The organism is Burkholderia sp. Ac-20345 (assembly GCF_017104825.1).
Lineage (GTDB): Bacteria > Pseudomonadota > Gammaproteobacteria > Burkholderiales > Burkholderiaceae > Burkholderia > Burkholderia lata_B.
The window spans coordinates 1-22,755 of record NZ_JAAGPO010000050.1 but is presented as its reverse complement, the minus strand read 5'-3'; the positions used below and the strand labels follow the sequence as shown (position 1 = coordinate 22,755).

21 protein-coding genes and 1 riboswitch are annotated in these 22,755 nt (G+C 67.8%); of the genes, 15 read left to right on the top strand and 6 right to left on the bottom strand.

The genetic code is table 11. From position 1 onward, the window contains the following. Positions 1-9 precede the first annotated feature (9 nt). The 8 genes from G3O06_RS19430 (at position 10) to G3O06_RS19395 (ending at position 9,779) form a co-directional block, all read left to right on the top strand. The gene (locus G3O06_RS19430) at positions 10-1,653 is read left to right on the top strand and encodes a serine hydrolase domain-containing protein (protein WP_205817159.1); all 1,644 of its coding nucleotides are present in this window, start codon (positions 10-12) and stop codon (positions 1,651-1,653) included. A gap of 917 nt (positions 1,654-2,570) precedes the next feature. Beyond that, positions 2,571-3,596: a substrate-binding domain-containing protein gene (locus G3O06_RS19425; RefSeq protein ID WP_205817158.1), complete on the top strand. Its 1,026-nt coding sequence runs from the start codon at positions 2,571-2,573 to the stop codon at positions 3,594-3,596. Between the two features lie 67 nt (positions 3,597-3,663). After that, complete coding sequence (locus G3O06_RS19420; protein WP_174983126.1) at positions 3,664-4,692, top strand: ABC transporter substrate-binding protein; 1,029 nt, start codon at positions 3,664-3,666, stop codon at positions 4,690-4,692. A gap of 17 nt (positions 4,693-4,709) precedes the next feature. Beyond that, positions 4,710-5,534 carry an ABC transporter permease gene (locus G3O06_RS19415; RefSeq protein ID WP_174915200.1) on the top strand — a complete coding sequence of 275 codons (825 nt, stop codon included), beginning with the start codon at positions 4,710-4,712 and terminating at the stop codon, positions 5,532-5,534. A gap of 10 nt (positions 5,535-5,544) precedes the next feature. Then, positions 5,545-6,441, top strand: coding sequence for an ABC transporter permease subunit (locus G3O06_RS19410; protein ID WP_174969521.1), 897 nt, complete (start codon positions 5,545-5,547; stop codon positions 6,439-6,441). Between the two features lie 13 nt (positions 6,442-6,454). Next, a complete protein-coding gene (locus G3O06_RS19405; RefSeq protein ID WP_205817157.1) occupies positions 6,455-7,486 on the top strand; it encodes an ABC transporter ATP-binding protein in 1,032 nt (343 codons plus the stop codon). Between the two features lie 84 nt (positions 7,487-7,570). Next, entirely contained in the window at positions 7,571-8,395 is an 825-nt protein-coding gene (locus G3O06_RS19400) for a phosphodiesterase (RefSeq protein ID WP_205817156.1), read from the top strand. Positions 8,396-8,579: 184 nt separating this feature from the next. Further along, positions 8,580-9,779 carry an MFS transporter gene (locus G3O06_RS19395; RefSeq protein WP_205817155.1) on the top strand — a complete coding sequence of 400 codons (1,200 nt, stop codon included), beginning with the start codon at positions 8,580-8,582 and terminating at the stop codon, positions 9,777-9,779. A 21-nt stretch (positions 9,780-9,800) separates the two neighbouring features. Here the strand turns inward: G3O06_RS19395 and G3O06_RS19390 are convergent, their stop codons facing one another. Next, positions 9,801-11,045 (bottom strand): EamA family transporter, encoded by a 1,245-nt coding sequence (locus tag G3O06_RS19390; RefSeq protein ID WP_205817154.1) that lies wholly within the window; start codon positions 11,043-11,045, stop codon positions 9,801-9,803. 504 nt (positions 11,046-11,549) lie between these two features. Here G3O06_RS19390 and G3O06_RS19385 point away from each other — a divergent pair. Together G3O06_RS19385 and G3O06_RS19380 are read left to right on the top strand one after the other, a co-directional pair. Next, positions 11,550-11,903 (top strand): type II toxin-antitoxin system RelE/ParE family toxin, encoded by a 354-nt coding sequence (locus G3O06_RS19385; RefSeq protein WP_205817153.1) that lies wholly within the window; start codon positions 11,550-11,552, stop codon positions 11,901-11,903. After that, positions 11,900-12,181: an XRE family transcriptional regulator gene (locus G3O06_RS19380; RefSeq protein WP_205817152.1), complete on the top strand. Its 282-nt coding sequence runs from the start codon at positions 11,900-11,902 to the stop codon at positions 12,179-12,181. Before G3O06_RS19385 ends, G3O06_RS19380 begins: the two co-directional genes overlap by 4 nt. A gap of 78 nt (positions 12,182-12,259) precedes the next feature. On the opposite strand, the gene G3O06_RS19375 is transcribed toward G3O06_RS19380, so the two are convergent. The 3 genes from G3O06_RS19375 to G3O06_RS19365 form a co-directional block, all read right to left on the bottom strand. Next, the gene (locus G3O06_RS19375; RefSeq protein WP_205817151.1) at positions 12,260-13,048 is read right to left on the bottom strand and encodes a molybdopterin-dependent oxidoreductase; all 789 of its coding nucleotides are present in this window, start codon (positions 13,046-13,048) and stop codon (positions 12,260-12,262) included. A 29-nt stretch (positions 13,049-13,077) separates the two neighbouring features. Beyond that, positions 13,078-13,710 carry a cytochrome b/b6 domain-containing protein gene (locus tag G3O06_RS19370; protein ID WP_174983115.1) on the bottom strand — a complete coding sequence of 211 codons (633 nt, stop codon included), beginning with the start codon at positions 13,708-13,710 and terminating at the stop codon, positions 13,078-13,080. 92 nt (positions 13,711-13,802) lie between these two features. Continuing rightward, positions 13,803-14,051, bottom strand: a complete 249-nt coding sequence (locus G3O06_RS19365; protein WP_205817150.1) for a pentapeptide MXKDX repeat protein — start codon at positions 14,049-14,051, stop codon at positions 13,803-13,805. Between the two features lie 269 nt (positions 14,052-14,320). Further along, positions 14,321-14,437, top strand: a riboswitch (TPP riboswitch). A 124-nt stretch (positions 14,438-14,561) separates the two neighbouring features. On the opposite strand from G3O06_RS19365, the gene thiC reads away from it, so the two are divergent. The 5 genes from thiC (at position 14,562) to G3O06_RS19340 (ending at position 20,205) form a co-directional block, all read left to right on the top strand. Then, positions 14,562-16,493, top strand: a complete 1,932-nt coding sequence (gene thiC / locus G3O06_RS19360; RefSeq protein WP_205817149.1) for a phosphomethylpyrimidine synthase ThiC — start codon at positions 14,562-14,564, stop codon at positions 16,491-16,493. A gap of 250 nt (positions 16,494-16,743) precedes the next feature. Then, positions 16,744-16,956 carry a glycine zipper 2TM domain-containing protein gene (locus G3O06_RS19355; protein ID WP_174915189.1) on the top strand — a complete coding sequence of 71 codons (213 nt, stop codon included), beginning with the start codon at positions 16,744-16,746 and terminating at the stop codon, positions 16,954-16,956. Between the two features lie 191 nt (positions 16,957-17,147). Continuing rightward, the gene (locus G3O06_RS19350) at positions 17,148-17,396 is read left to right on the top strand and encodes a hypothetical protein (RefSeq protein WP_174915188.1); all 249 of its coding nucleotides are present in this window, start codon (positions 17,148-17,150) and stop codon (positions 17,394-17,396) included. 157 nt (positions 17,397-17,553) lie between these two features. Continuing rightward, positions 17,554-18,480, top strand: coding sequence for a DMT family transporter (locus G3O06_RS19345; RefSeq protein WP_205817148.1), 927 nt, complete (start codon positions 17,554-17,556; stop codon positions 18,478-18,480). Positions 18,481-18,924: 444 nt separating this feature from the next. Then, positions 18,925-20,205, top strand: coding sequence for an EAL domain-containing protein (locus G3O06_RS19340; protein WP_174915186.1), 1,281 nt, complete (start codon positions 18,925-18,927; stop codon positions 20,203-20,205). A 58-nt stretch (positions 20,206-20,263) separates the two neighbouring features. On the opposite strand, the gene arfB is transcribed toward G3O06_RS19340, so the two are convergent. Next, the gene (gene arfB / locus G3O06_RS19335; protein ID WP_039352282.1) at positions 20,264-20,668 is read right to left on the bottom strand and encodes an alternative ribosome rescue aminoacyl-tRNA hydrolase ArfB; all 405 of its coding nucleotides are present in this window, start codon (positions 20,666-20,668) and stop codon (positions 20,264-20,266) included. After that, positions 20,665-22,755 (bottom strand): AAA family ATPase (locus tag G3O06_RS19330; protein WP_205817147.1); only part of this gene is annotated, 2,091 nt, incomplete at its 5' end. The genes G3O06_RS19330 and arfB, both read right to left, overlap by 4 nt.

The following is a 22,755-nucleotide window of genomic DNA, read 5'->3' as shown; positions in this document are numbered from 1 at the left end:
TACCTGAAAATGACACAAGAATCGCACGACATCGTCAAGCAACTGGATTCCCTGTTCGAACGTTTCAACAAGTGCGATGAACCCGGCCTCGTCGTGGCCGTCGCACATCGAGGCGAAGTCCTCTACCGGCGAGGCTTCGGCATGGCAAGCCTGGAACACGGCGTAGCCAATACGCCGGCCACACGCTTGCGCATCGGCTCGACCAGCAAACACTTCACCTGCCTCGCCGCGCTCCTGCTTGCCGAAGACGGCAAGCTCGACATCGACGCCGGGATTCGCACGTACCTGCCTGAACTGCCGCTGCTGGCAGGCGACCCCAGCTTGCGCCAGCTGATGACGCATACAGGAGGCTACCGCTGCTATCTCGACCTCGCGCTGCTCGCGCAAGGCGTCGCGACGCTGCCGCGTGGCGGCGCGCTGGCGGCCGAAATCCGGCAACGCGACGTCAATTTCCCGCCGGGCGAGCGGATGATCTACTGCAACGGCGGCTATCACCTGCTGTCGCTCGCGATCGAGCGGGTCAGCGGAATCCCCTTCGAGACGTTCCTGAAGAAACGCATCTTCGATGTGATCGGCATGGTCGACACGGAGTCGGTCGCCGACGACATGCGCATCCGTCCGCGCATGGCGACCCAGCATGTGCCGGATGGAAATGGCGGATACACGCGCGGCCTCTTTCCGACGTGGGAAGTGCTCGGTGAAGGCGGGATCGTGTCGACGGTCGACGACATGCTGCGCTGGCTCGCGCATCTGCGCGGCCCCAAGCGTGTCGGCAGCGAAGCAAGCTGGCGCCAGATGCTGACCAAACCGCGCTATTCGAGCGGTGCGGAAGGCGTCTACACCCTCGGGCTGATGCTCACTCCGCATCGCGACGTGGAGTTGCTGCACCATGCCGGCGGTGTGTTCGGCGGCACCTGTCAGATGTTGACCGTGGCCAAGCACGCACTGGACGTCATCATTCTCACCAACGGCGCGGCAGCCAATGTGGTTGAACTGGCTACGCAGATAGTCGATATCGTGCTGGGCGATGCCATCCTTGGCGCGAAGCCTGCCGCGCCCTTGCAAACTGCCGGGCACGAAACCTTGCTCGGCAAGTACCACTCGCGTGCGTCCGGGACGTATTGCGTGATCGGCGATCACGACGGGCAAATCAACGCGAGCTTTCATAACGTCCAACAGATGCCCCTGCCGCTCATCGAGACGGAGGCCGGATTGCGGGTCGACGAAGGAACAGGAGGAACGCTGCTGATCAAACCTTGCGCGTCGACGGCAGCGGCACGCGTAACGGCGATCGAGCTGGTGGACTGCGGTCACGCGGAGACGCTCGAGCGCCTGCCTGATCACGCACCATCGCGCTCCGATGCGTCGGCAGGTCTGGCGGGCACGTATCACGGTCACGATGCCGCGGCACGTGCGACGATCGCCGTGACGAACGGTGAACTCACCCTGACCATGCACGGCGTCGCCGGCAGTGTCGGCTACCGGCTGGAGCCTGTAGCCGACGACATTTTCACGTTCGACCCTGCCGGTCAGCTGGCCGTCATGCGCGGCGTCTTGACGGTGGAACGCTCGGGTAACGAGGTGACGCGCTTTCGCATCGACACGTCGCGCACGCGCAACCTGACCTTCATGCGCGAAAGGTGTGATTCATAGACATCGCGTCACTTCCTGGTGCGACGTTTTCGTGGTTGGGCTTGCAGCTTCGTCAGGAAGTGCGAGTTCCACCACGCGCCTGTGATGACTCGCCGTGACGCCGCCGGAGACCGCCGGAGACCGCCCTGCCGGTCCATTCGACGAGTCGCTGATGACGGTGGCTTCGTCGTTCGGTCGGCGGCAAACGCATCCGATGCCACGCCGCAAAAAAAACCCGCGAGTGCTGGGCTTCTCGCGGGCTTTCGTGCCTTCATCGAATCGCGCTGAAAGCGATCGTGGTGCCGGGGACCGGACTTGAACCGGCAAGCCAATTAAGGCGGCGGATTTTCGTCACACTGCTTCTTTCAAAGCCGGCGTCGCGTGCGCGATGCCGTTCGTGCGCTGGACTATGCCTTCGCCGTCGCGCGCGGGCGTACTTGCTGCCCGTGCGCCTTAGGCGCCCCCCGTCTAGTCTCTACACCTTCCTCGCGGATACCGCGAGGCTTGGCTCGGCGTTGCCTCGATGCGCGCATCAGGGGTTTCGCCGAATTTGAAGGGTTCTGCACCGACCGTTTCCGGGCGGGCACTCAATCGTTTAAGTCCGCTATGTTTACCAATTTCATCACCCCGGCAAGAGGGCGGACGCGATTCTACCATTGCTTGCGCATGCGTTCCCTTATTCTGCGGCACCGCATCGCGCCCCCCCCCCCCACCGCTGCCCGGCATCATCATTCGTCATCGACGCCGGCACACCGCCGCCAACGATTTCCTCCCGCGCCGCAACATCCCCGATACAATCGAGTCCGCGTCGTCCGACGGATCTATCCGTCAGACGTTTGTATCGTGCTTTTTGCGAAACAAGCGTCGCTTGCGTCATCGCGAAGTCACAAACGTTTTCGATAATTTTCCGGCCGAAAACGTTTACATCGCATGACTTCATGACCTCGACCATCAAGGACGTCGCTGCCCTCGCGGGCTTCTCGATCGCCACCGTCTCGCGCGCGATCAATGCCCCGCATACCGTCAGCCCCGCCACGCTGCAAACCATCCGCACCGCGATCGACACGCTGCAGTTTCGCCCGAGCCCGCTCGGCCGGCAATTGCGCGGCGAGCGCACGCGCCTCGTCGGCGTCGTCGTGCCGACGTTGTCGAACCCCGTGTTCGCCGACTGCCTGCTAGGCATCGACGAGCTCGCGACCGCGGCCGGCTTCAAGCTGATCCTGATGACGACCGAATACGACGCGGCGCGCGAGCGTCACGCGATCGAGACGCTGCGCGAGCAGCGCGTCGAAGGGCTGATCCTTACCGTCGCCGACGCGGACACGCACCCGCTGCTCGACATGCTCGATCGCGACGGCCCGCACTACGTGCTGATGCACAACGACACGCAGCGCCGCCCGTCGGTGTCGGTCGACAACCGCCGCGCCGCCTACGACGGCGTGCGGCTGCTGACCGCGCGCGGTCACCGCCGCGTGCTGATGCTGGCCGGCTCGCTCGCCGCGTCGGATCGCGCACGGCAGCGTCATCTCGGTTATGCGCAGGCACTCGCGGAAAGCGGCGTCGCCACGCTGCCGCCGGTCGAAGTCGACTTCAACGCACCCGAGCTGCCCGATGCGGTGCTCGCGCATCTCACCGCGCACGCGACGCGGCCGACCGCCCTTTTCTGCAGCAACGACCTGCTCGCGATGGTCGTGATGCGCGGCCTGCGCCGCGCGGGCTTCTCGATCCCGGACGACCTGTCGGTGCTCGGCTTCGACGGGATCGCGATCGGCGAACTGCTCGCGCCGCCGCTCGCGAGCGTCGCGACGCCGAACCGCGACATCGGCCGCCACGCATGGCAGCGTCTCGTCGAATGCATCGGCGGCGCAGCGATCGAACGCACGTCGCTGATCCTGCCGCACGTGGTGCGCGACGGCGCGACGGTCGCCCCGCCGGCCACCGACCTGCAATTGCGCAAGGCCTGAACACGCGCCGCGCCGCCACACACGCACACCACCACACCAGCGCCTCACCCTCGCCCGGAGACCTACCGTGTCCTTTCGCCTGACCTCGCTGCTGCGCGCGCTTGCCGCGCCGCTCGCCTGCGCCGCGCTCATCGCCGGCGCGCCCGCCGCCCACGCCGACGAAACGGCGATCTGCTACAACTGCCCGCCCGAATGGGCCGACTGGGCCGCGCAGATCGCGGCGATCAAGCAGAAGACCGGCATCCGCGTGCCGTTCGACAACAAGAACTCGGGCCAGTCGATCGCGCAGCTGATCGCCGAGCAGAAGAGCCCGGTCGCGGACGTCGTCTACCTCGGCGTGTCGTCGGCGTTCCAGGCGAAGGACAAGGGCGTGATCGCGCCGTACAAGCCCGCACACTGGAACGACATCCCCGCGAACCTGAAGGACCCGCAAGGCTACTGGTTCGCGATCCACTCGGGCACGCTCGGCTTCTTCGTGAACAAGGACGCGCTCGACGGCAAGCCGGTGCCGCGCTCGTGGGCCGATCTGCTGAAGCCGGAATACAAGGGCATGGTCGGCTATCTCGATCCGTCGAGTGCGTTCGTCGGCTATGCGGGCGCGGTCGCGGTGAACCAGGCGCTCGGCGGCAGCCTCGACAACTTCAAGCCGGCACTCGACTGGTTCAGGAAGCTGAAGTCGAACGCACCGATCGTGCCGAAGCAAACCGCGTATGCGCGCGTGCTGTCGGGTGAGATTCCGATCCTGCTCGACTACGACTTCGACGCGTATCGCGCGAAGTACAAGGACAACGCGAACGTCGAGTTCGTGATTCCGAAGGAAGGCACGATCGCGGTGCCGTACGTGATGAGTCTCGTGAAGGGCGCGCCGCACGACGCGAACGGCAAGAAGGTGCTCGACTTCGTGCTGTCCGACGAAGGCCAGAAGCTGTGGGCCAACGCGTACCTGCGCCCGGTGCGCGCACAGACGCTCGGCGCCGACATCGCATCGAAGTTCCTGCCGGCGAGCGAATACGCACGCGCGAAATCGGTCGACTTCGGCAAGATGGCGGCCGGCCAGCAGGCATTCGGCCAGCAATACCTGCAGGTGATGCAGTAAGCGCCCGGACGCAACCGATGCTCGACCTGACTTTTCCGCTGCGCTGGCGCGTCGCGCTCGTCGCGCCGGCGCTCGCGGTATTCGCCGCCTTCTGGCTGCTGCCGATGGCGGCGCTCGTGCAGGTGTCCGCCGACGGCGCGTTCTTCTCGCACTACGCGGCGCTACTCGGCAATGCGCGCTACATGAAGAGCCTCGGCGAGACCGTCGCGCTGTCCGCGGGCGTCACGCTCGCGACGCTCGCGCTGTCGACGATCTCGGGCCTCCTGCTCGCGCGCCGCGAATTCGCGGGCAAGCGCGTGCTGCTCGCGCTGCTCACGTTCCCGCTCGCTTTCCCGGGCGTCGTCGTCGGCTTCATGGTGATCATGCTTGCCGGCCGCCAGGGTCTGATCGGCATGCTGTCCGCGAAGCTCACCGGCGACAAGTGGGTATTCGCGTACTCGGTCGCCGGGCTGTTCATCGGCTACCTGTACTTCTCGATTCCGCGCGTGATCGTCACCGTGATCGCGGCCGCGTCGAAGCTCGATGCATCGCTCGAGGAAGCCGCGCGTTCGCTCGGCGCATCGCCGTGGCGCATCTTCGTCGACATCGTGCTGCCCGCGCTCGCACCGGGCCTGATCGCGGCCGGCGCGATCTGCTTCGCGACCGCGATGGGCGCGTTCGGCACCGCGTTCACGCTCGCCACCGACCTGAACGTGCTGCCGATGACGATCTATACCGAGTTCACGCTGAACGCGAACATCGCGACGGCGGCCGGCCTGTCGATCGTGCTCGGCATCGTCACCTGGGCCGTGCTCGCGCTCGCGCGCCGCTTCACCGGCCACACCGCCGCCGCCGCGGCCTGAGGATTCCCGCATGCAATCGCTTTCCGGCTCTTCCGCGCCGTCGCCGGCCCCCGCTCCCGCGCAGGCGAACGGCGTCGCCCGCCGCGCGCCGCGTGTCACCGGCGCGCGCGCGATCGCCGCGCTGCAATGGGGCGTCACGCTGCTGCTGTGCGCGTTCCTGATCGTGCCCGTCGTGATGTCGGTGCTCGCGGGCCTCACCGTCAACTATTTCCGCGGTCTGTCGAGCGGCCTCACGCTGCGCTGGCTCGAACAGGTGTGGCAGCAGTATCACGGCTCGATCGCACTGTCGCTTTACGTCGCGTTCGCGACGCTCGCGATCGTGCTCGTCGTCGGCGTGCCGGCCGGCTATGCGCTCGCGCGCAGCAAGAGCCGTGTCGCGCGTGCAATCGAAGAGGCGCTGGTGCTGCCCGTCGCGCTGCCCGGCCTCGCGTCGGCGCTCGCGCTGCTGGTCGTCTACGGCGGCTTCACCGCGTTCCGGATGAGCCTGTGGTTCATCGTCGTCGGCCACGTCGTGTTCACGCTGCCGTTCATGGTGCGCGCGGTCGCGGCCGTCGCGGCCGGCGCCGACCTGCGCACGCTCGAGGAAGGCGCGGCCAGCCTCGGCGCGTCGTTCGTCACGCGCTTCGTCACGATCGTGCTGCCGAACCTGCGCCCCGGCATCGTCGCGGGTGCGCTCGCGGTGCTCACGCTGTCGATCGGCGAATTCAACCTCACGTGGATGCTGCATACGCCCGACACCAAGACGCTGCCCGTCGGGCTCGCCGATACGTATGCGTCGCTGCGCCTCGAAGTCGGCAGCGCGTACACGATCCTGTTCCTGCTGATGACGCTGCCGCTGCTCGTCGCGATGCAGTGGCTCGGCGTCGATCCGTCCGGCACGCGCGCGCTCAAGAAGCGCCCGCGCTGAATTTCTCGCAGACATGAAACTCGATTCCACCCCCATCACCCTGACCCGCTGTGCGAAAACGTTCCGCGGCACCCGCGTGCTCGAACCGCTCGACCTGTCGATCGGCGCGGGCGAAACGCTCGTGCTGCTCGGGCCGTCGGGCTGCGGCAAGACCACGACGCTGCGCCTGATCGCGGGCCTCGATACGCCGGACGCCGGCGGCACGATCGCGTTCGGCAATGACGACGTGACCCCGCTGCCGATCGAGCGCCGGCAGGTCGGCATGGTGTTCCAGAACTACGCGCTGTTTCCGAACCTGACGGTGCGCGGCAACGTCGGCTACGGGCTGAAGATCCGCAAGACCGAGCCGCGCGCGCTGCGCGAGCGCGTGGACGAGCTGCTCGCGATGATGCGGCTCGACGCGCATGCGGACAAGCCGATCGACCAGTTGTCGGGCGGCCAGCGCCAGCGCGTCGCGCTGGCCCGCGCGCTGGCGGTGCGGCCTCGCGTGCTGTTGCTCGACGAGCCGCTGACCGCGCTCGACGCGAAGCTGCGCGACACGCTGCGTCGCGAGATGAATACGCTGCTGCGCGAACTCGGCGTGACGACGGTCTACGTGACGCACGACCAGGCCGAAGCGATGGAGCTCGGCGACCGGATCGTCGTGATGGGCGCGGGCCGCATCGAGCAGATCGGCACGCCGCGCGACATCTACTACCACCCGGCGAACCGCACGGTCGCGCAGTTCATCGGCACGCTGAACCGGCTCGCCGGGCAATGGCGCGACGGCACGCTGGTGACCACCGGCGGCGCGATCGCGACGCCGCACGCGGCCGACGAGTGGTTCTTCCGCCCCGAGGATGCGCAACTCGCCGATCCCGCGCATGCGCCGCTGCGCGGCGCGGTCAGTGCGTGCGCGTTCCTCGGCGAGCGTACGCGGCTCACGATCGAGCACGCGGCCCCCGACGCACTCGTGATCGACGTGCCGGGCCGCATCGCGCTCGCACGCGGCACGGCGGTCGGCCTCACGATCGCACCGGAAGGGCTGATCGCGCTCGGCGCGTAATCCGTCATTCCGGCATCATTCATGCAGCACCCCACCGCGGCGCACGACGCCGCGACAACAATCAGACAATTCCGAGGAACGACGATGCTGCTTGCTCAAATCAGCGATCTCCACATCAAGCGTCCGGGACAGCTCGCGTACCGGCGCGTCGACACCGCGGCCGCGCTCACGCGCTGCATCGAAAAACTGAACGCACTCGTGCCACGCCCCGACGCGGTGCTCGTCACCGGCGACCTGACCGACTTCGGCCACGATGAAGAGTACGGCAACCTGCGCGGGCTGCTCGCAGCGCTCGAGATTCCGTACTACCTGATGATCGGCAATCACGACGACCGCGCCGGATTGCGCCGCGCGTTCGCCGACCGCGCGGAGCTGCAGGAGGGTGAATTCGTGCAGTACGCGCTCGACGTCGGCGCGGTGCGCGTGCTGGCGCTCGATTCGCAGGTACCCGGCGCCAGCTACGGCGATCTGTGCGATGCACGGCTCGCGTGGCTCGCCGCGCAGCTCGACGCCGCGCGCGACCGGCCCGTGATCGTCGCGCTGCATCACCCGCCGTTCGCGGCGGGCATCGGCCACATGGACAAGCTGCGCCTCACGCCCGTCGCTTCCGCGAAACTCGACGCGCTGCTGCGCGGCCATCCGAACGTCGAGCGCGTGCTGTGCGGTCACGTGCATCGCACGATGTTCACGCGCTTCGGCGGCACGCTTGCCGCCGCGGTGCCGTCGCCCGCGCATCAGGTCGCATTCGACCTGCGGACCGATGCCCCCTCCGCATTCCGGCTCGAACCGCCGGCGTTCGCGGTCCATCGCTATGTGCCCGATGAGGGGATGACGTCGCATCACGTGTATGTCGATGAAGGTGCCGGGCCTTATCCGTTCTATGAACCGACGGGCGAACTGGTCGACTGACGGGTTGAAGCACGCACGATGACGGGCAGCGGCCGGCCGGTTATGCCGGTTTGGCCGATTTGCCCCCGTCCGGCAGGATTCACGTCGCTCCGGTATGATCGGCAGCCTCGACCGGCACCCCGCCCGCCTGCGCACCCGATGCGTGCGCCGCGCGCCGCGCCGCCCCACTTCCGTCCGCGCAGCCATGTCCACCGCCTCCACCGACCGTCCGACCGACGCCGCCTCGCCCCACTATTCGCGCAGCCTGCTGTTGCTGCTCGCGACGATCGCGGGCGTGTCCGTCGCGAACATCTATTACAACCAGCCGCTGCTCGACAGCTTCCGCTCGGCGTTTCCCGACGGCGCTTCGTGGATCGGCGCGGTACCGACCGCGACGCAGCTCGGCTATGCGGCCGGCATGTTCCTGCTCGCGCCGCTCGGCGACCGCTTCGACCGCCGCGGGCTGATCCTGATGCAGATCGCCGGCCTGTCGGTCGCGCTGATCGTCGCGGCCACCGCGCCGTCGCTGGCCGTGCTCGCCGTCGCGAGCCTCGCGATCGGCGTACTCGCGACCATCGCGCAACAGGCCGTGCCGTTCGCCGCCGAGATCGCGCCGCCGGCCGAACGCGGGCATGCGGTCGGCACCGTGATGAGCGGCCTGCTGCTCGGCATCCTGCTCGCGCGAACGGCCGCCGGTTTCGTCGCCGAGTATTTCGGCTGGCGCGCGGTGTTCGCCGCGTCGGTCGCGGCGCTCGTCGCGCTCGCCGCCGTGATCGTGCTGCGGCTGCCGCGCAGTTCGCCGACGTCGACGCTGTCATACGGCAAGCTGCTCGGCTCGATGTGGCATCTGGCAGTCGAATTGCGCGGGCTGCGCGAGGCATCGCTGACGGGCGCCGCGCTGTTCGCGGCATTCAGCGCGTTCTGGCCCGTGCTCACGCTGCTGCTCGCCGGCGCGCCGTTCCATCTCGGCCCGCAGGCGGCCGGCCTGTTCGGGATCGTCGGTGCGGCGGGCGCGCTTGCGGCACCGTATGCGGGCCGCTTCGCGGACAAGCGCGGCCCGCGCGCGATCATCTCGCTCGCGATTGCGCTGCTCGCGCTGTCGTTCGTGATCTTTGCGCTGTCGGGCTCGAGCCTCGTCGGCCTCGTGATCGGCGTGATCGTGCTGGACGTCGGCGTGCAGGCCGCGCAGATCTCGAACCAGTCGCGCATCTATGCGCTGAAGCCCGAGGCGCGCAGCCGCGTCAACACGGTGTACATGGTGTGCTATTTCATCGGCGGCGCACTCGGCTCGTCGGCCGGCGTCGCCGCATGGCACGCGTTCGGCTGGATCGGGATGTGCGCAACCGGGCTGGTGTTCACCGCGCTCGGGGCCTGGTTCCACCATCGCGGCGGCCGGCGCGACTGAGCGCGACCGGCCACGGCGGCATCACGCGTCGGCGCGGGGCGTGACCGGTCCGGCGACGGGTGGCGGGGCAAACGCGGGTGCCGGTTCAACGATGGGCGGCGTAGCGAACGCGGGTGCCGGTTCAGCGACGGGCGGCATGGCGAACGCCGGCGCCGGATCAACGACCGCGGCAGGATCCATCACGGCAGCCGGCGTCGGCACCGCCAGCGGAACGGCGGAAGGCGCGAGGATCGGCGCCGCATCCGGCATCTCGATCTGCTCGGGGGCCGATACAGCCTCCGTCGTCGACGCGGCTGCCGCGGCCGCCGAACTGGCGGCTGCCGCACGCGCCGCGGGCCGGCGTGCCGGATCGAACACGAACGACAGCCCGACGCTGCCGAGGATCGCGACGGTCGCGACCACGGTCGCCATCGTCACCGGCTCGCCGAGCAGCAGCGCACCGAGCGCGACCGCGACGATCGGGTTCACGTACATGCAGCTGCTCGCGATGATCGGGCTCGTGTGGCGGATCAGGTAGCCGTACGCGACGTACGCGGCCATCGTGCAGAACACCATCAGGTACAGGAACGCGAACACCGGCCCCACCATCACGTGCTCGATGCGTTCGCCGATCAGCCAGGCGACGAGCGTCGAGATCATGCCGCCGAGGCCGATCTGCAGCGACGTGGACAGGAACAGGTCGGACGGCAGCTTGAGCCGCGTCGCGAGATGCGCGCCGCCGGCCCAGAACAGTGCGCCGGCCAGCACGCAGATCGTGCCGAGCGCCGAATTCTGTGCGGCCGCGCCGCCCGAGTTCAGCACGACGATGCCGACCATCCCGAGCGCGACGGCGCCCCACTCGCCTTTCGTGACCGGCCGCCCGGCGACCGCCGCGATCACGGTCGCGAACAGCGGCACCGTGGCCACCATCACCGCGGCCGAGCCGCTGCTGACCGAGCTGATCCCGAGCGCGATCGTGCCGGACGACAGCGCGACGAGCATCGTGCCGACGATCCCCGCATTGCGGATTTCGAGCAGCGTCGGCCATTCGGGCTTGCGCCGCAGCGCGAAGATGAACAGGCCGATCCCGCCGAGCAGGTTGCGCAGCCCCGACAGCAGCAGCGGCGGGAACGACTGCAGCGCGAAATGCAGGCCGCTGTAGGTCGAACCCCAGACGAAATAGATGAAGACGAGCGCCAGCGCCACGCGGCCGCCGCGGCTTTGCGGCAGGCGGATCCGGAACGAGAAGCGGGCGAAGAAATCGAGGAGACGGTCGAGCGGCGTCATTGCGCAGCCTGCCCGCACGTCACGCCGCGTGCTCCGCTGAAAGACGCCGGCGATGCCGGCAAACGGCCCTGGCGGGACCGGGAAGGCAGAGCGAACGTGCGGAACGACATGGCAGTGCGAACGGCGACGAAAGAGAACCGGCAAGCGGCGGCAGAGGGGCAAAAAAAACGCGCGCAACCGTTTCGGCTGCGCACGCTCGGCATTATGGCATCAAGGATTCGAAAGCATCGTCAGACCTGTCTGAAAGGATCACGAATGATGTTTCCGCGCGACATTTTCCGGCCGACGGGCGGGTGAAATCGGGGGCCGGATACGCCACGCGCCTGCGTTGACGGCGCCGGCCCTGCCCACCATCCACGGCACTCCGTCGCGATCGAACCAGGCATCGGCCGAACGGCCAGTCCTGCGAGCCGGCCAGCACTTCCCCCTTATCGTGAAGGTCGGCTCACGCCTCTCCTGCCCTGCGCGACCTTCCTTCGACACCCGCATTTTCCATACAAAATTTTGTATAATCCAACCATTCTTCCGCCGAAGCCCGTTGTTTTCGTCGGCAGCGCGCTGGACGATCTTCGCGATTTTCCGCTGCCCGCGCGACGCGAAGCCGGCCACCAGATCGACCAGGTGCAACGCGGCCTGGCGCCCGACGACTGGAAGCCGATGCGCACCGTCGGCGTCGGCGTGCGGGAGATTCGCCTGCGCGATGCGAGCGGTGCGTTCCGGATCATTTACGTCGCGACATTCGCCGACGCCGTCTACGTGCTGCACTGCTTCCGGAAGCAATCGGCGCGCACGACCAGGGCCGATATCGAACTGGCCGCCCGACGCTATCGCGCGCTGACGATGGAGAGGAACCGATGACCAACGAACGTTATTCAAGCGTCTGGGACGCAATCGAGGGCCAGCCGGCCGAAGCCGAGAACATGAAGCTGCGATCCGAACTGATGATCGCGCTCAAGCAGCGCATCGCCCAGCTCGAACTCAGTCAGGCCCAGGCCGCGAAACAGCTGGGTGTCACGCAGCCGCGCGTCTCCGACCTGATGCGCGGCAAGATCAACCTGTTCGGGCTCGACGCGCTCGTGAACATGGCGACGGCCGTCGGCCTGCGCGTCGATCTCCAGGTGCGCGAATCCGCGTGATGCGGCACCGCGATAGCCGGCGCATCGCGGCATACGCATGCGCATGCGCCGCCACCGCATGCCACGCACCGCTACCGCTCACGATCCGCCGAACCAGTTGTACCCCTGGTCGACCCAGTAGCCGCCCGGAAACGTATCGGTCACGAAGATCTCCATGATGTGCTTCGGGTTCTTGTAGCCGAGCTTGGTCGGCATCCGCAGCTTCATCGGGAAGCCGAATTCCGGCGGCAACCGATGGCCGTCGTAGTCGAACGCGAGCAGCGTCTGCGGATGCAGCGCGGTCGGCATGTCGATGCTCTCGTAGTAATCGTCCGCGCACTTGAAGCCGACGTATTTCGCCCGCGTATCGGCACCGGCGCGTGCGAGAAACGCGCCGAACGGCGTGCCGCCCCAGCGGCCGATCGCGCTCCACCCTTCCACGCAGATATGCCGCGTGATCTGTTCCGCATGCGGCAGCGCATACAGTTCATCGAGCGTCCACACGCGCTTGCCCGTCACGCGGCCGGACAGCACGAGCCGATACGTCGACGCATCGACGTGCGGCACGTCGTCGATCCCGTAGTACGCGTTGAACGGGAACGGTCGCGTGATGTCGGCTTCGGTGTAGGTCGGCGCGAGCCGCTCGCCGCTGAACAGCCACGCCTGCACGCGGTCGTTCATGCGCGACACTGTCTCGAGGAACGTGTTGACCGACGCGTCGTCCTTCAGCGTGCAGCCGGTCAGCATCGTCAGGCCGCCGAGCGTCAGCACGCGCCGGTTGAACAGCCGCCGCGACGGCATCTCGAGCTCGCGGCGCACGTCGAGTTCGAGCGACTTCCGGTCGAGCGTCCAGCGCGAACCGTCGCGCTTGTATTGGGATTCCGACATGATGATTTCCTTCACCCGAAGTTGACGGGTCAGCGCCCGCGCAGCATCGCGAGCAGCGAGCGCGGCACCAGCAGCGCCATCGCGACGTGAACGACGACGAATGCGACGAGCAGCGACATCGCCCAGAAGTGCACGACACGCGCGTTGTCGTAGCCGCCGAACAATTCGCGCAGCAGCGGGAATTGCACGGATTTCCAGATCGTGAGCCCCGACAGCACGAGTACGACGAGATCGACGATCGCGGTCAGGTACGCGGCACGCTGCACCGCGTTGTAGACGCTCAGGTCGTCGTGCGACAGCCGCCCGCCCAGTGCGGCACGGATGTCGCGCCAGATCGACGCCGGCGTGACGGGCAGCATCTTGCGCGCGAGGCGCCCCGTCGCGATCGACATCGCGAGGTAGAACAGCCCGTTGCCGACCAGCAGCCACATGGCCGCGAAATGCCATTGCAGCGCGCCGCCGAGCCAGCCGCCCAGCGTGATGCCGTGCGGAAACACGAACGGCGGATAGATCGGCGACGCGTCGTAGATGCGCCAGCCGGACAGCACCATCAGGATCGCCGCGAGCGCGTTGAGCCAGTGGCTCGCACGTACCCACAACGGATGGATCGGGCGCGCGGGCGGCGTGGCGGCCGCGCGCCCGGTAGCGGGAACGGTTTGCATGATGAAGACTCCCGGAATGAGTCGATGGGACCCGATGCGGGCGGGCGGCCGTCGTGCGACGCACGTGCCGGCCGCGCCGCGCCTGCCTTCCGTCAGTTCGACGGCGCCATCTTGTCGCCCGACGACGGTTTGCCCATCGCGTCGTGCCCCATCGCGTCCTTCTTCATCGCGTCTTTCTTCATCGCATGCTTCTTCATGCCGTCCTTCTTCATCGCGTCGTGGCCCATCGCGTCCTTCGACATCGACGAACCCGGCTGCGACATCGCGTCGTTCTGCGCATACGCGCCCGTGGCGATCGTGGCAAAAGCGGCGACGCAGGCGGCAATCAGTACTTTTTTCATGACATCTCTCCAAAACATGGGTTTAAGGAGCCGAATAGACGGACGACGTCGCTGGAAATGACAGCCGCTGCGAAATTTTTTTTTGAAGTTGCGCGAAAGCGCGTCATGCTGCACCGCTCCGCCGCTGCCGGCCAAGCCGTGGGGCCATGCGGCGGCGACACGCGCTGCCATTTCGACGGGCCATCGCACCGCCCGCCATGCTGCGGCCGCACCGGGGCAGCCGATCCTCTCCCGGTTGAAACCGCCGCCAAGCCAGTGTATTGTGTGCGCTGCTAACGCGGGGGTCCTGCAATGCGCTCGGTCAAACAACCGGCATTGCGGGTGAGAAATACCCTTTGAACCTGATCTGGATAATGCCAGCGCAGGGAAGCGTACGGATTTCGCCGCCATCCTTCTGACGAAATCCGCCGCCTCACCAAGCCTCGTCTCCTGCTTAGCTCGAGCCCCACATACGTCAAGGGCTCCGGGCAAGCGCCGAAGCGCCTGTCCGGCGCTCACACAGGAGATTGCATGAACGCCAATCCGAAGTTTCTGTCCGCCGACGCTCATGTCGATGCCGCAGCCGTCGCCCCGCTGCCGAATTCCCGCAAGGTTTATGTAACCGGCTCACAGCCCGACATCCGCGTGCCGATGCGTGAAATCACGCAGGCCGACACGCCGACCGGCTTCGGCGGCGAAAAGAACCCGCCGATCTACGTGTACGACACGTCGGGCCCCTACACCGATCCGGAAGCGAAGATCGACATCCGCGCAGGCCTGGCCGCGCTGCGTCAGGGCTGGATCGAGGCGCGCGGCGACACCGAAGTGCTCGGCGGCCTGTCGAGCCAGTACGGCCTCGAGCGCGCGGCCGACCCGGCCACCGCCGACCTGCGGTTCCCGGGCCTGCACCGCAACCCGCGCCGCGCACAGGCCGGCAAGAACGTCACGCAGATGCACTACGCGCGTCAGGGCATCATCACGCCGGAAATGGAATACATCGCGATCCGCGAGAACCAGCGCCGTGCCGAGTACCTCGAGAGCCTGAAGGCAAGCGGCCCGAACGGCGCGAAGCTCGCCGCGATGATGGGCCGCCAGCACCCGGGCCAGGCGTTCGGCGCAGCGGCCTTCGGCGCGAACGCGCCGGCCGAGATCACGCCGGAATTCGTGCGCTCGGAAGTGGCGTGCGGCCGCGCGATCATCCCCGCGAACATCAACCACCCGGAATCCGAGCCGATGATCATCGGCCGCAACTTCCTCGTGAAGATCAACGCGAACATCGGCAACTCGGCCGTCACGTCGTCGATCGGCGAGGAAGTCGACAAGATGACGTGGGCGATCCGCTGGGGCGGCGACACGGTGATGGACCTGTCGACCGGCAAGCACATCCACGAAACGCGCGAGTGGATCATCCGCAACAGCCCGGTGCCGATCGGCACGGTGCCGATCTACCAGGCGCTCGAAAAGGTCAACGGCAAGGCTGAAGACCTGACCTGGGAAATCTTCCGCGACACGCTGATCGAACAGGCCGAGCAAGGCGTCGACTACTTCACGATCCACGCGGGCGTGCGCCTGCAGTACGTGCCGCTCACCGCGAACCGGATGACCGGCATCGTGTCGCGCGGCGGCTCGATCATGGCGAAGTGGTGCCTCGCGCATCACAAGGAAAGCTTCCTGTACGAACACTTCGAAGAGATCTGCGAGATCATGAAGGCGTACGACGTGAGCTTCTCGCTCGGCGACGGCCTGCGCCCCGGCTCGATCTACGACGCGAACGACGAAGCGCAGCTCGGCGAACTGAAGACGCTCGGCGAGCTCACGCAGATCGCATGGAAGCACGACGTGCAGGTGATGATCGAAGGCCCCGGCCACGTGCCGATGCAGCTGATCAAGGAGAACATGGATCTCCAGCTCGACTGGTGCAAGGAAGCGCCGTTCTACACGCTCGGGCCGCTGACCACCGACATCGCACCGGGCTACGACCACATCACGTCGGGCATCGGCGCCGCGATGATCGGCTGGTTCGGTACCGCGATGCTGTGCTACGTGACGCCGAAGGAGCACCTCGGGCTGCCGAACAAGGACGACGTGAAGGAAGGCATCATCACGTACAAGCTCGCCGCGCACGCCGCCGACCTCGCAAAGGGTCACCCGGGCGCGCAGGTGCGCGACAACGCGCTGTCGAAGGCGCGCTTCGAGTTCCGCTGGGAAGACCAGTTCAACATCGGTCTCGATCCGGACAAGGCGCGCGAATTCCACGACGAAACGCTGCCGAAGGATTCCGCAAAGGTCGCGCACTTCTGCTCGATGTGCGGCCCGCACTTCTGCTCGATGAAGATCACGCAGGACGTGCGTGAGTTTGCGGCGCAGCAGGGTCTGTCGGAAACCGAAGCGCTGAAGAAAGGGATGGAAGTGAAGGCGGTCGAGTTCGTCAAGACCGGCGCCGAGATCTATCACCGTCAATAAGCGAACACGCGATCCGGTGATCCGCACCGGATCGCCTCGCGATGCACGAAGCCCGCTTTCGAGCGGGCTTTTTTGCGCATGTCGCGTGCCTGCCGGTGCACGGGTAAACCACCGGAAACAATTCATTACGAAACCGCGCGAGCCTTAACAAGTCCTTACAGCAGCGCCGGGGGACGGCGCATAGATTGGGTTCATGCGCGGCCGCCGGCCGGTCGCGTGTCCTCCGTTCACAACCGCAAGGACAACGATCATGAATTCGATACGGCGTATTGGGATATGCGCGCTGCTCGTCGCGACCGTGGCCAGCCTGTCGGCCTGTGACTCGATGACGAGGCGCCAGCGCGACACGGCAATCGGTGCGGGTGTCGGCGGCGTCGCCGGCGCGGCGATCGGCGGCAGTGCGCTGTCGACGCTGGGCGGCGCAGCGGCCGGCGGCATCATCGGTAACCAGGTCGGCAAGTAAGCGGCGCAGCGCGCCGCGACGGTCAGCCAGACGGCGTTTCCGCGGTGCGGAAGCGCCGTTTTCGCATGCGGCGCCGCAACGTGGCCGGCAGCCGGTGCGGAAATGATCCGTTACCGTTTTGCACACCGTGTCATCGGCGCGCGGCCTAAGCTTAAGCATCTGCCGATTGCCGGCTCCGCCGGAGAGACATCATGAACAGGACCCTCGTCGCCGCGGCGCTCGCCTGCGTGACGCTCGCCGGCTGCTACTACCCGTACGGCTATTATCCTGGCGGCTATTACACGGCCGCCCCGGTGCAGCCTGCCCCCGTCTACGTCGATCCCGGCCCCGCCTATTACTATCCGGCACCTGCCTATGCGCCCGCGTGGGGCGGCTATTGGGGACCGGCGGTTTCGCTCAATTTCGGCTTCGGCGGACGCGGCGGCTGGCACCATCACTGATCGGGCACGGCCGCCGGCCGGCGGCCGCCCCGCACCGGCCACCGGCCACCGGCCACCGGCGACATTCCCGTTTCTTGCCATTTCATCGAAACGTGAAACGACGGCGTGGTAACGGGGTGTAAGATTCTCTGCATCCCGTCCCCGCCATTCACGATCGATGTCCCCCAAGAACGCCCTTCTGCTGACCGTGCTCGCTGCCCTGTGGGGAGCGTCGTTCCTGTTTATCCGGATCGGCGTCGTCGATCTGGGCGTCGCGCCGCTGATGGCGTTGCGGGTAGGCATCGGCGCGCTGTTTCTCGCCGGCTTCGCGCTCACGCGCTTCAAACCCGCCGATCTCGGCGCGCGGCTGCGCCGTCATGCGTGGCCGTTGTTCGTCGTCGGTGCGCTGAACTCGGGCATCCCGTTCTGCCTGTTCGCGTTCGCCGAACTGACGCTGTCGGCCGGCGTGACGTCGGTGATCAACGCGACGACGCCGCTCTGGGGCGCGCTCGTGGCCTACCTGTGGCTGAAGGACAAGCTGTCGTTGCCGCGCGCGCTCGGCCTCGTGATCGGTTTCGCCGGCGTGCTCACGCTCGTGTGGAACCAGATCGCGAATGCGCACGGCGAAACGGGCGCCACCGCGACCGCGCTCGCCGCCGCCGCGGCGCTCGGCGCGACGCTGCTGTACGGCATCGCGGCCAATTACACGAAGCGCAAGTTGACCGGCGTCGATCCGCTCGTCAACGCGACCGGCAGCATGATCGGCTCGACCATCCTGCTGCTGCCGTTCGCGATCGCCACCTGGCCGACCGCGCCGGTCAGCACGCACGCGTGGGGCTCGGTGCTCGCACTCGGCGTCGCCTGCACGGGCATCGCCTATTTCATCTACTTCTACCTGATCGCGCACGTCGGCCCCGCCCGCGCGATTACCGTGACGTTCGTGATCCCCGTGTTCGGCCTGCTGTGGGGTGCGCTGTTCCTCGGCGAACACGTGTCGGCCGTGATGATCGAAGGCTGCGCGATCGTGCTCGTCGGCACCGCGCTCGCGACCGGCGTGATCAAGCGGATTCCCGGGATCCGGCCGCGCAGCGGCGAAGCGACCTGACGATTCATTCGGGTGCACGCGTCGCCATCGGTCGGGCCGTGATGCGTGACGACCGGGCGCCGACTGTTCACCGCCCCGCCGCGGGCGCTGCCGCAGCGCGGCCGGCGTTCCTCTGACGGCGATCTTCGCGCGCGGCGGTGCCGGCCGCCGGGATTTCCCGCCTCAACGCGCATGCCCCACGCATGCCATGCCGCCGGATTGTCATGTTCGGCGGTGCGCTCCGCTGCGCGGCGGCCATGCGCGACGCGCCGGCCGCAGCCGCATACCCGTGTGCGTGTGGAGTTTCCCTGATACGCGAGCGGCCCCATTCCCGTTACACTTCGAACACTTACCCGCAGAAGGCGGTCTCGATGTCCCACGTTCTTTCGCGTCCGCCTGCGCGTGCGACTGCTTCAGCGTGGTGGCGCGCTGCTGCCCCGCAGCTCGCCCTCGGGCACCGTTGACATGAAGCCCGCCCGCGACCTCTCGCTCGACTCCCTGCTCGAACGTCTCACGCCGACGCCCGGCGGCTGGGTCGCCACCTATCGCACCACGACATTGCGCAGCGTGTTCCAGCCCGTGCTGTCGATCACGCACAAGCGCGTCGTCGGTTACGAGGCGCTGCTGCGCGTCGTCGATTCGAACGGCGCACTGATCTCGCCCGTCGCCCTGTTCGACAAGACGCGCGCCGACGCCGACGCGCTGCTGCTCGACCGGCTCGCGCGCTGCCTGCACACGGCCAACTTCGTCGCGCAGGGCATCGGCGACGGCTGGCTGTTCCTGAACGTCACGCCGCGCGTGCTCGATTCGGGCCTCGTGCAGCGCGAATTCGTCGAGGCGCTGTGCCGGCATTTCGCGCTGCCGCCGAATCGCATCGTGCTGGAAGTGGTCGAACAGCCGTCGCGCGACGAAGCCGCGCTCGCCCGCACGATCGACATGATCCAGCATCGCGACTTCCTGATCGCGATCGACGATTTCGGCACGGGATTCTCGAACTTCGACCGCGTGTGGCGCGCGCGCCCCGACATCGTCAAGCTCGATCGCTCGCTCGTCGAACGCTCGACCGGTTCGGCCGACGATCGCCGCATCATGCATCACCTCGTATCGATGCTGCATCAGGCCGGCGCGATGGTGCTCGCCGAGGGCGTCGAGAGCGACGACGCGCTGCAGGCGCTGATGGAAGCCGACATCGATTTCGTGCAGGGCTTCCAGTTCGGCCAGCCCGATGCATCGATCGCACATGCCAGCGCGGCAGCGCCCGCGATGCTCGACGCCGCGTGGCAGCGCTTCATTGCCCACCGGCACACGCCGGTCGTGGCCGAGCAGCCGGGCTTCGACGCGATCGAACGGCTCGTGCTGACCGGCGCGGCCGCGTTTTCCGCGAGCGGCAACCTGCAGGACGCCGCACAGCGCGTATTCGCGGTGCCGGCCGCGCGCCGCGTGTTCGTCACCGACGAGATCGGCGAGCAGTTCCTGCCGTCGATCGGCGCGCGCCCCGACGATGGTCAGCCGGGTGTCACCCGCCTCTCACCGCTCTTCCCCGAAACCCACAGCAACTGGTCGCGGCGCCCGTATTTCCAGCGCGCGATCGCCGCGCCCGGACGCGTTGCACTGATGGGCCCGCACTTCTCGCTGACGGAAGGACGCGACTGCTATACGGCCGCCGTCGCGATCCGCGCGCAGAGCCGGCTCGTCGTGTTCTGCGTCGACTTCGTGCTCGACAGCGCAGGGACCGTGATGCGATAACCGGCGCGGCGGCGGGCGAATGACGCTCGCGCCCGTCGTTCGTCCGCGCGCCCATTCGTCAGTCGATCACCTTCCCTCTTCCCGACTTCACCACGCTGCGGCGCGACTTGTGCTCGAGCCGCCGCTCCTTCGACGCACGCGTCGGCCGCGTGGCGACCCGCGCGCGCGGCGTGAACGCGACGCCGCTGATCAACGCATCGAGGCGCGCCAGCGCGGCTTCGCGGTTCTTCTCCTGGGTGCGATATTCCTGCGACTTGATCACGACGATGCCGTCGCGCGTGATGCGCTGGTCGGACAGCGCGAGAAGCCGCTCCTTGATGACGGGCGGCAACGACGACGCGCGGATGTCGAAGCGCAGGTGGATTGCGCTCGACACCTTGTTCACGTTCTGCCCGCCCGCGCCCTGCGCGCGCACGGCCGTCCATTCGACTTCGGCCGGGTCGAGCGTATAGCGGATCATCATCGCGACGCCTCCATGCGGCGCCGTGCGAGCGCCTCGTCGACGCGTGCCGCGAGCCCCGAATCGCGCTGCGTGCGCGTCGCGACCGCCTGCGCCAGCACGCGCCTCGGCCCGATCACCTGCACGCGCGTGCGGGCACGCGTGACGGCCGTGTAGACGAGTTCGCGCGTGAGCACGCGGCCGAACGATGCGGGCAGCACGAGCGCGGCTTCGTCGAATTCCGAGCCCTGCGATTTGTGGACCGTCAGCGCGAACGCGGTTTCGTGCGGCGGCAGCGCGGCCGGCGACACCGCGCGCGCGGTGCCGTCCGCCCGCCTGAACCACACGCGCAGCACGCCGTGCGCGTCGGGTAGCGCAATGCCGATATCGCCGTTGAACAGCCCGAGCGCATAATCGTTGCGCGTCACCATGATCGGCCGCCCCGTGAACCAGTGTGCGCCAACCGCGAGCGGCACGCGCGCCGCATGGCGCACGTGCGCGGCCACGAGCGCATTGACGTGCTCCGCGCCGCGCAAGCCGCTGCGGGTCGCGCACAGGATCCGGAACCGGTTGAGCGCATCGAACAGCGGCAGCGGATCGGGCACCGGCGCGGCCAGCGCGTCGCGCAATGCGTCGAGGTAAGCACCGAACCGCCGCGCAAGCCGCTCGACCGTCGACGACGCGAGCGACTCGCCCGCATCGTCATGGAACGACGCGGCGGCCGAATCGTCGGCGGGCAGCGCATCGAGCGCGGCCTGCACATCGCCGCTGCGGATCGCGAGCGAGAGCCGCCCGATCGGCGAATCGAGACCGAAGCGGTAATTGCGTTCGAGCCAGACCACGCAGTCGGCGAGCGGTGCCGGTGCGGGCATGGCGGACACGGCGGTGGTTTCGCCCGGCAGTATCGATGTGGCCGATGCAAGCGCCACGTCGCCTGCGTCCAACGGCGGCAGTTCGACGGCGTCGAGCCACGCGAGTTCGTCGGCTTCGATCCACGCGGGGGCCTCGCCTGCCTCGCCAGCCTCGCCGGTTTCGGTCAGCACCGGACCTGCGGCCGGCGGCTGCGCGAGGTTGATCGGTGAAACTTCGTCATCCTGCGGTTCGTCGTCGAAGAGCGATGCCTGACGCTCATCGACTTTCCGTCGCGACGCCGGTTTGCGTGAAGCGGCCGCGGCAAGCGCCGACGGCGGTGCCGAGGCCCGGGCCGCAGCGGAAACCGGATGCGCAGCGGGAACGGCTGCGGTCGCGGCGGCGTCCTGCACCGGCAACGCCGCGACGAATGCCGCCTCGTCGATGCCGAGCGCCTGCGCGATGCGCGTGCGCTCCGCGGCAGTGAACGCCGGGCGCGCGCTCAGCTCCGCGAATACGGCACCCGCCTCGACCGCGGCGAGTTGGTCCTTGTCGCCGAGCAGCACGAGCCGTGCGCCCGGCGCCAGCGCATCGAGCAGATGCGCGGCGAGCGCGACGTCGATCATCGACGCCTCGTCGACGACGATCAGGTCGTACGGCAGCGGATTGTCGCGATGATGCCGAAAGCCGGCCGCCCCGCCGCCGCCCAGCAGCCGGTGCAACGTGTACGACGTATCGGGCAGGCGCGCCGCGAGTTCGGGCGGCAGGTCGCCGGCCCGCGCGTGCAGCGCTTCCTGCATCCGCTGCGCTGCCTTGCCGGTCGGCGCGGCCAGCGCGACGCGCAGCCCCGGGTGCATATCGAGCAGACAGGCCAGTACGCCGACGACGGTCGTCGTCTTGCCCGTGCCCGGGCCGCCGCTGACGATCGTCACGCGGCCCGTCAGCGCGACGATCGCCGCGACGCGCTGCCAGTCGACTTCGCCGGTTGCCGGCCCGAAGTAACGCGCGAGGCTGTCGCGCAACCGGTCGGGTGCAAGACCTTCGTCCGGCGCGGCCACACCGGCCTGCGCGACGAGCGCATCGGCAAGCCGCCTTTCGTAGTCGAAATAGCGCGACAGGTACAGGTGATCGTGACGGTCGACGATCAGCGGCCGCTCGTCGCCGCGCGAGAGCGTGCCGAACGCAACCACGCCGCTCGCGGCAAGCGCCGCGCGGACTTCGTCGAGCGGTGCTTCGTAGCGCTGCGCGAGCGCGCCGAGCGA

Coding starts and splice junctions, on each gene's coding strand:
- G3O06_RS19400 (WP_205817156.1), top strand. CDS start 7,571: ATGCTGCTTGCTCAAATCAGCGATCTCCACATCAAGCGTCCGGGACAG.
- G3O06_RS19415 (WP_174915200.1), top strand. CDS start 4,710: ATGCTCGACCTGACTTTTCCGCTGCGCTGGCGCGTCGCGCTCGTCGCG.
- thiC (WP_205817149.1), top strand. CDS start 14,562: ATGAACGCCAATCCGAAGTTTCTGTCCGCCGACGCTCATGTCGATGCC.
- G3O06_RS19350 (WP_174915188.1), top strand. CDS start 17,148: ATGAACAGGACCCTCGTCGCCGCGGCGCTCGCCTGCGTGACGCTCGCC.
- arfB (WP_039352282.1), bottom strand. CDS start 20,668: ATGATGATCCGCTATACGCTCGACCCGGCCGAAGTCGAATGGACGGCC.
- G3O06_RS19410 (WP_174969521.1), top strand. CDS start 5,545: ATGCAATCGCTTTCCGGCTCTTCCGCGCCGTCGCCGGCCCCCGCTCCC.
- G3O06_RS19375 (WP_205817151.1), bottom strand. CDS start 13,048: ATGTCGGAATCCCAATACAAGCGCGACGGTTCGCGCTGGACGCTCGAC.
- G3O06_RS19340 (WP_174915186.1), top strand. CDS start 18,925: ATGAAGCCCGCCCGCGACCTCTCGCTCGACTCCCTGCTCGAACGTCTC.
- G3O06_RS19380 (WP_205817152.1), top strand. CDS start 11,900: ATGACCAACGAACGTTATTCAAGCGTCTGGGACGCAATCGAGGGCCAG.
- G3O06_RS19425 (WP_205817158.1), top strand. CDS start 2,571: ATGACCTCGACCATCAAGGACGTCGCTGCCCTCGCGGGCTTCTCGATC.
- G3O06_RS19430 (WP_205817159.1), top strand. CDS start 10: ATGACACAAGAATCGCACGACATCGTCAAGCAACTGGATTCCCTGTTC.
- G3O06_RS19355 (WP_174915189.1), top strand. CDS start 16,744: ATGAATTCGATACGGCGTATTGGGATATGCGCGCTGCTCGTCGCGACC.
- G3O06_RS19365 (WP_205817150.1), bottom strand. CDS start 14,051: ATGAAAAAAGTACTGATTGCCGCCTGCGTCGCCGCTTTTGCCACGATC.
- G3O06_RS19405 (WP_205817157.1), top strand. CDS start 6,455: ATGAAACTCGATTCCACCCCCATCACCCTGACCCGCTGTGCGAAAACG.
- G3O06_RS19395 (WP_205817155.1), top strand. CDS start 8,580: ATGTCCACCGCCTCCACCGACCGTCCGACCGACGCCGCCTCGCCCCAC.
- G3O06_RS19345 (WP_205817148.1), top strand. CDS start 17,554: ATGTCCCCCAAGAACGCCCTTCTGCTGACCGTGCTCGCTGCCCTGTGG.
- G3O06_RS19370 (WP_174983115.1), bottom strand. CDS start 13,710: ATGCAAACCGTTCCCGCTACCGGGCGCGCGGCCGCCACGCCGCCCGCG.
- G3O06_RS19390 (WP_205817154.1), bottom strand. CDS start 11,045: ATGACGCCGCTCGACCGTCTCCTCGATTTCTTCGCCCGCTTCTCGTTC.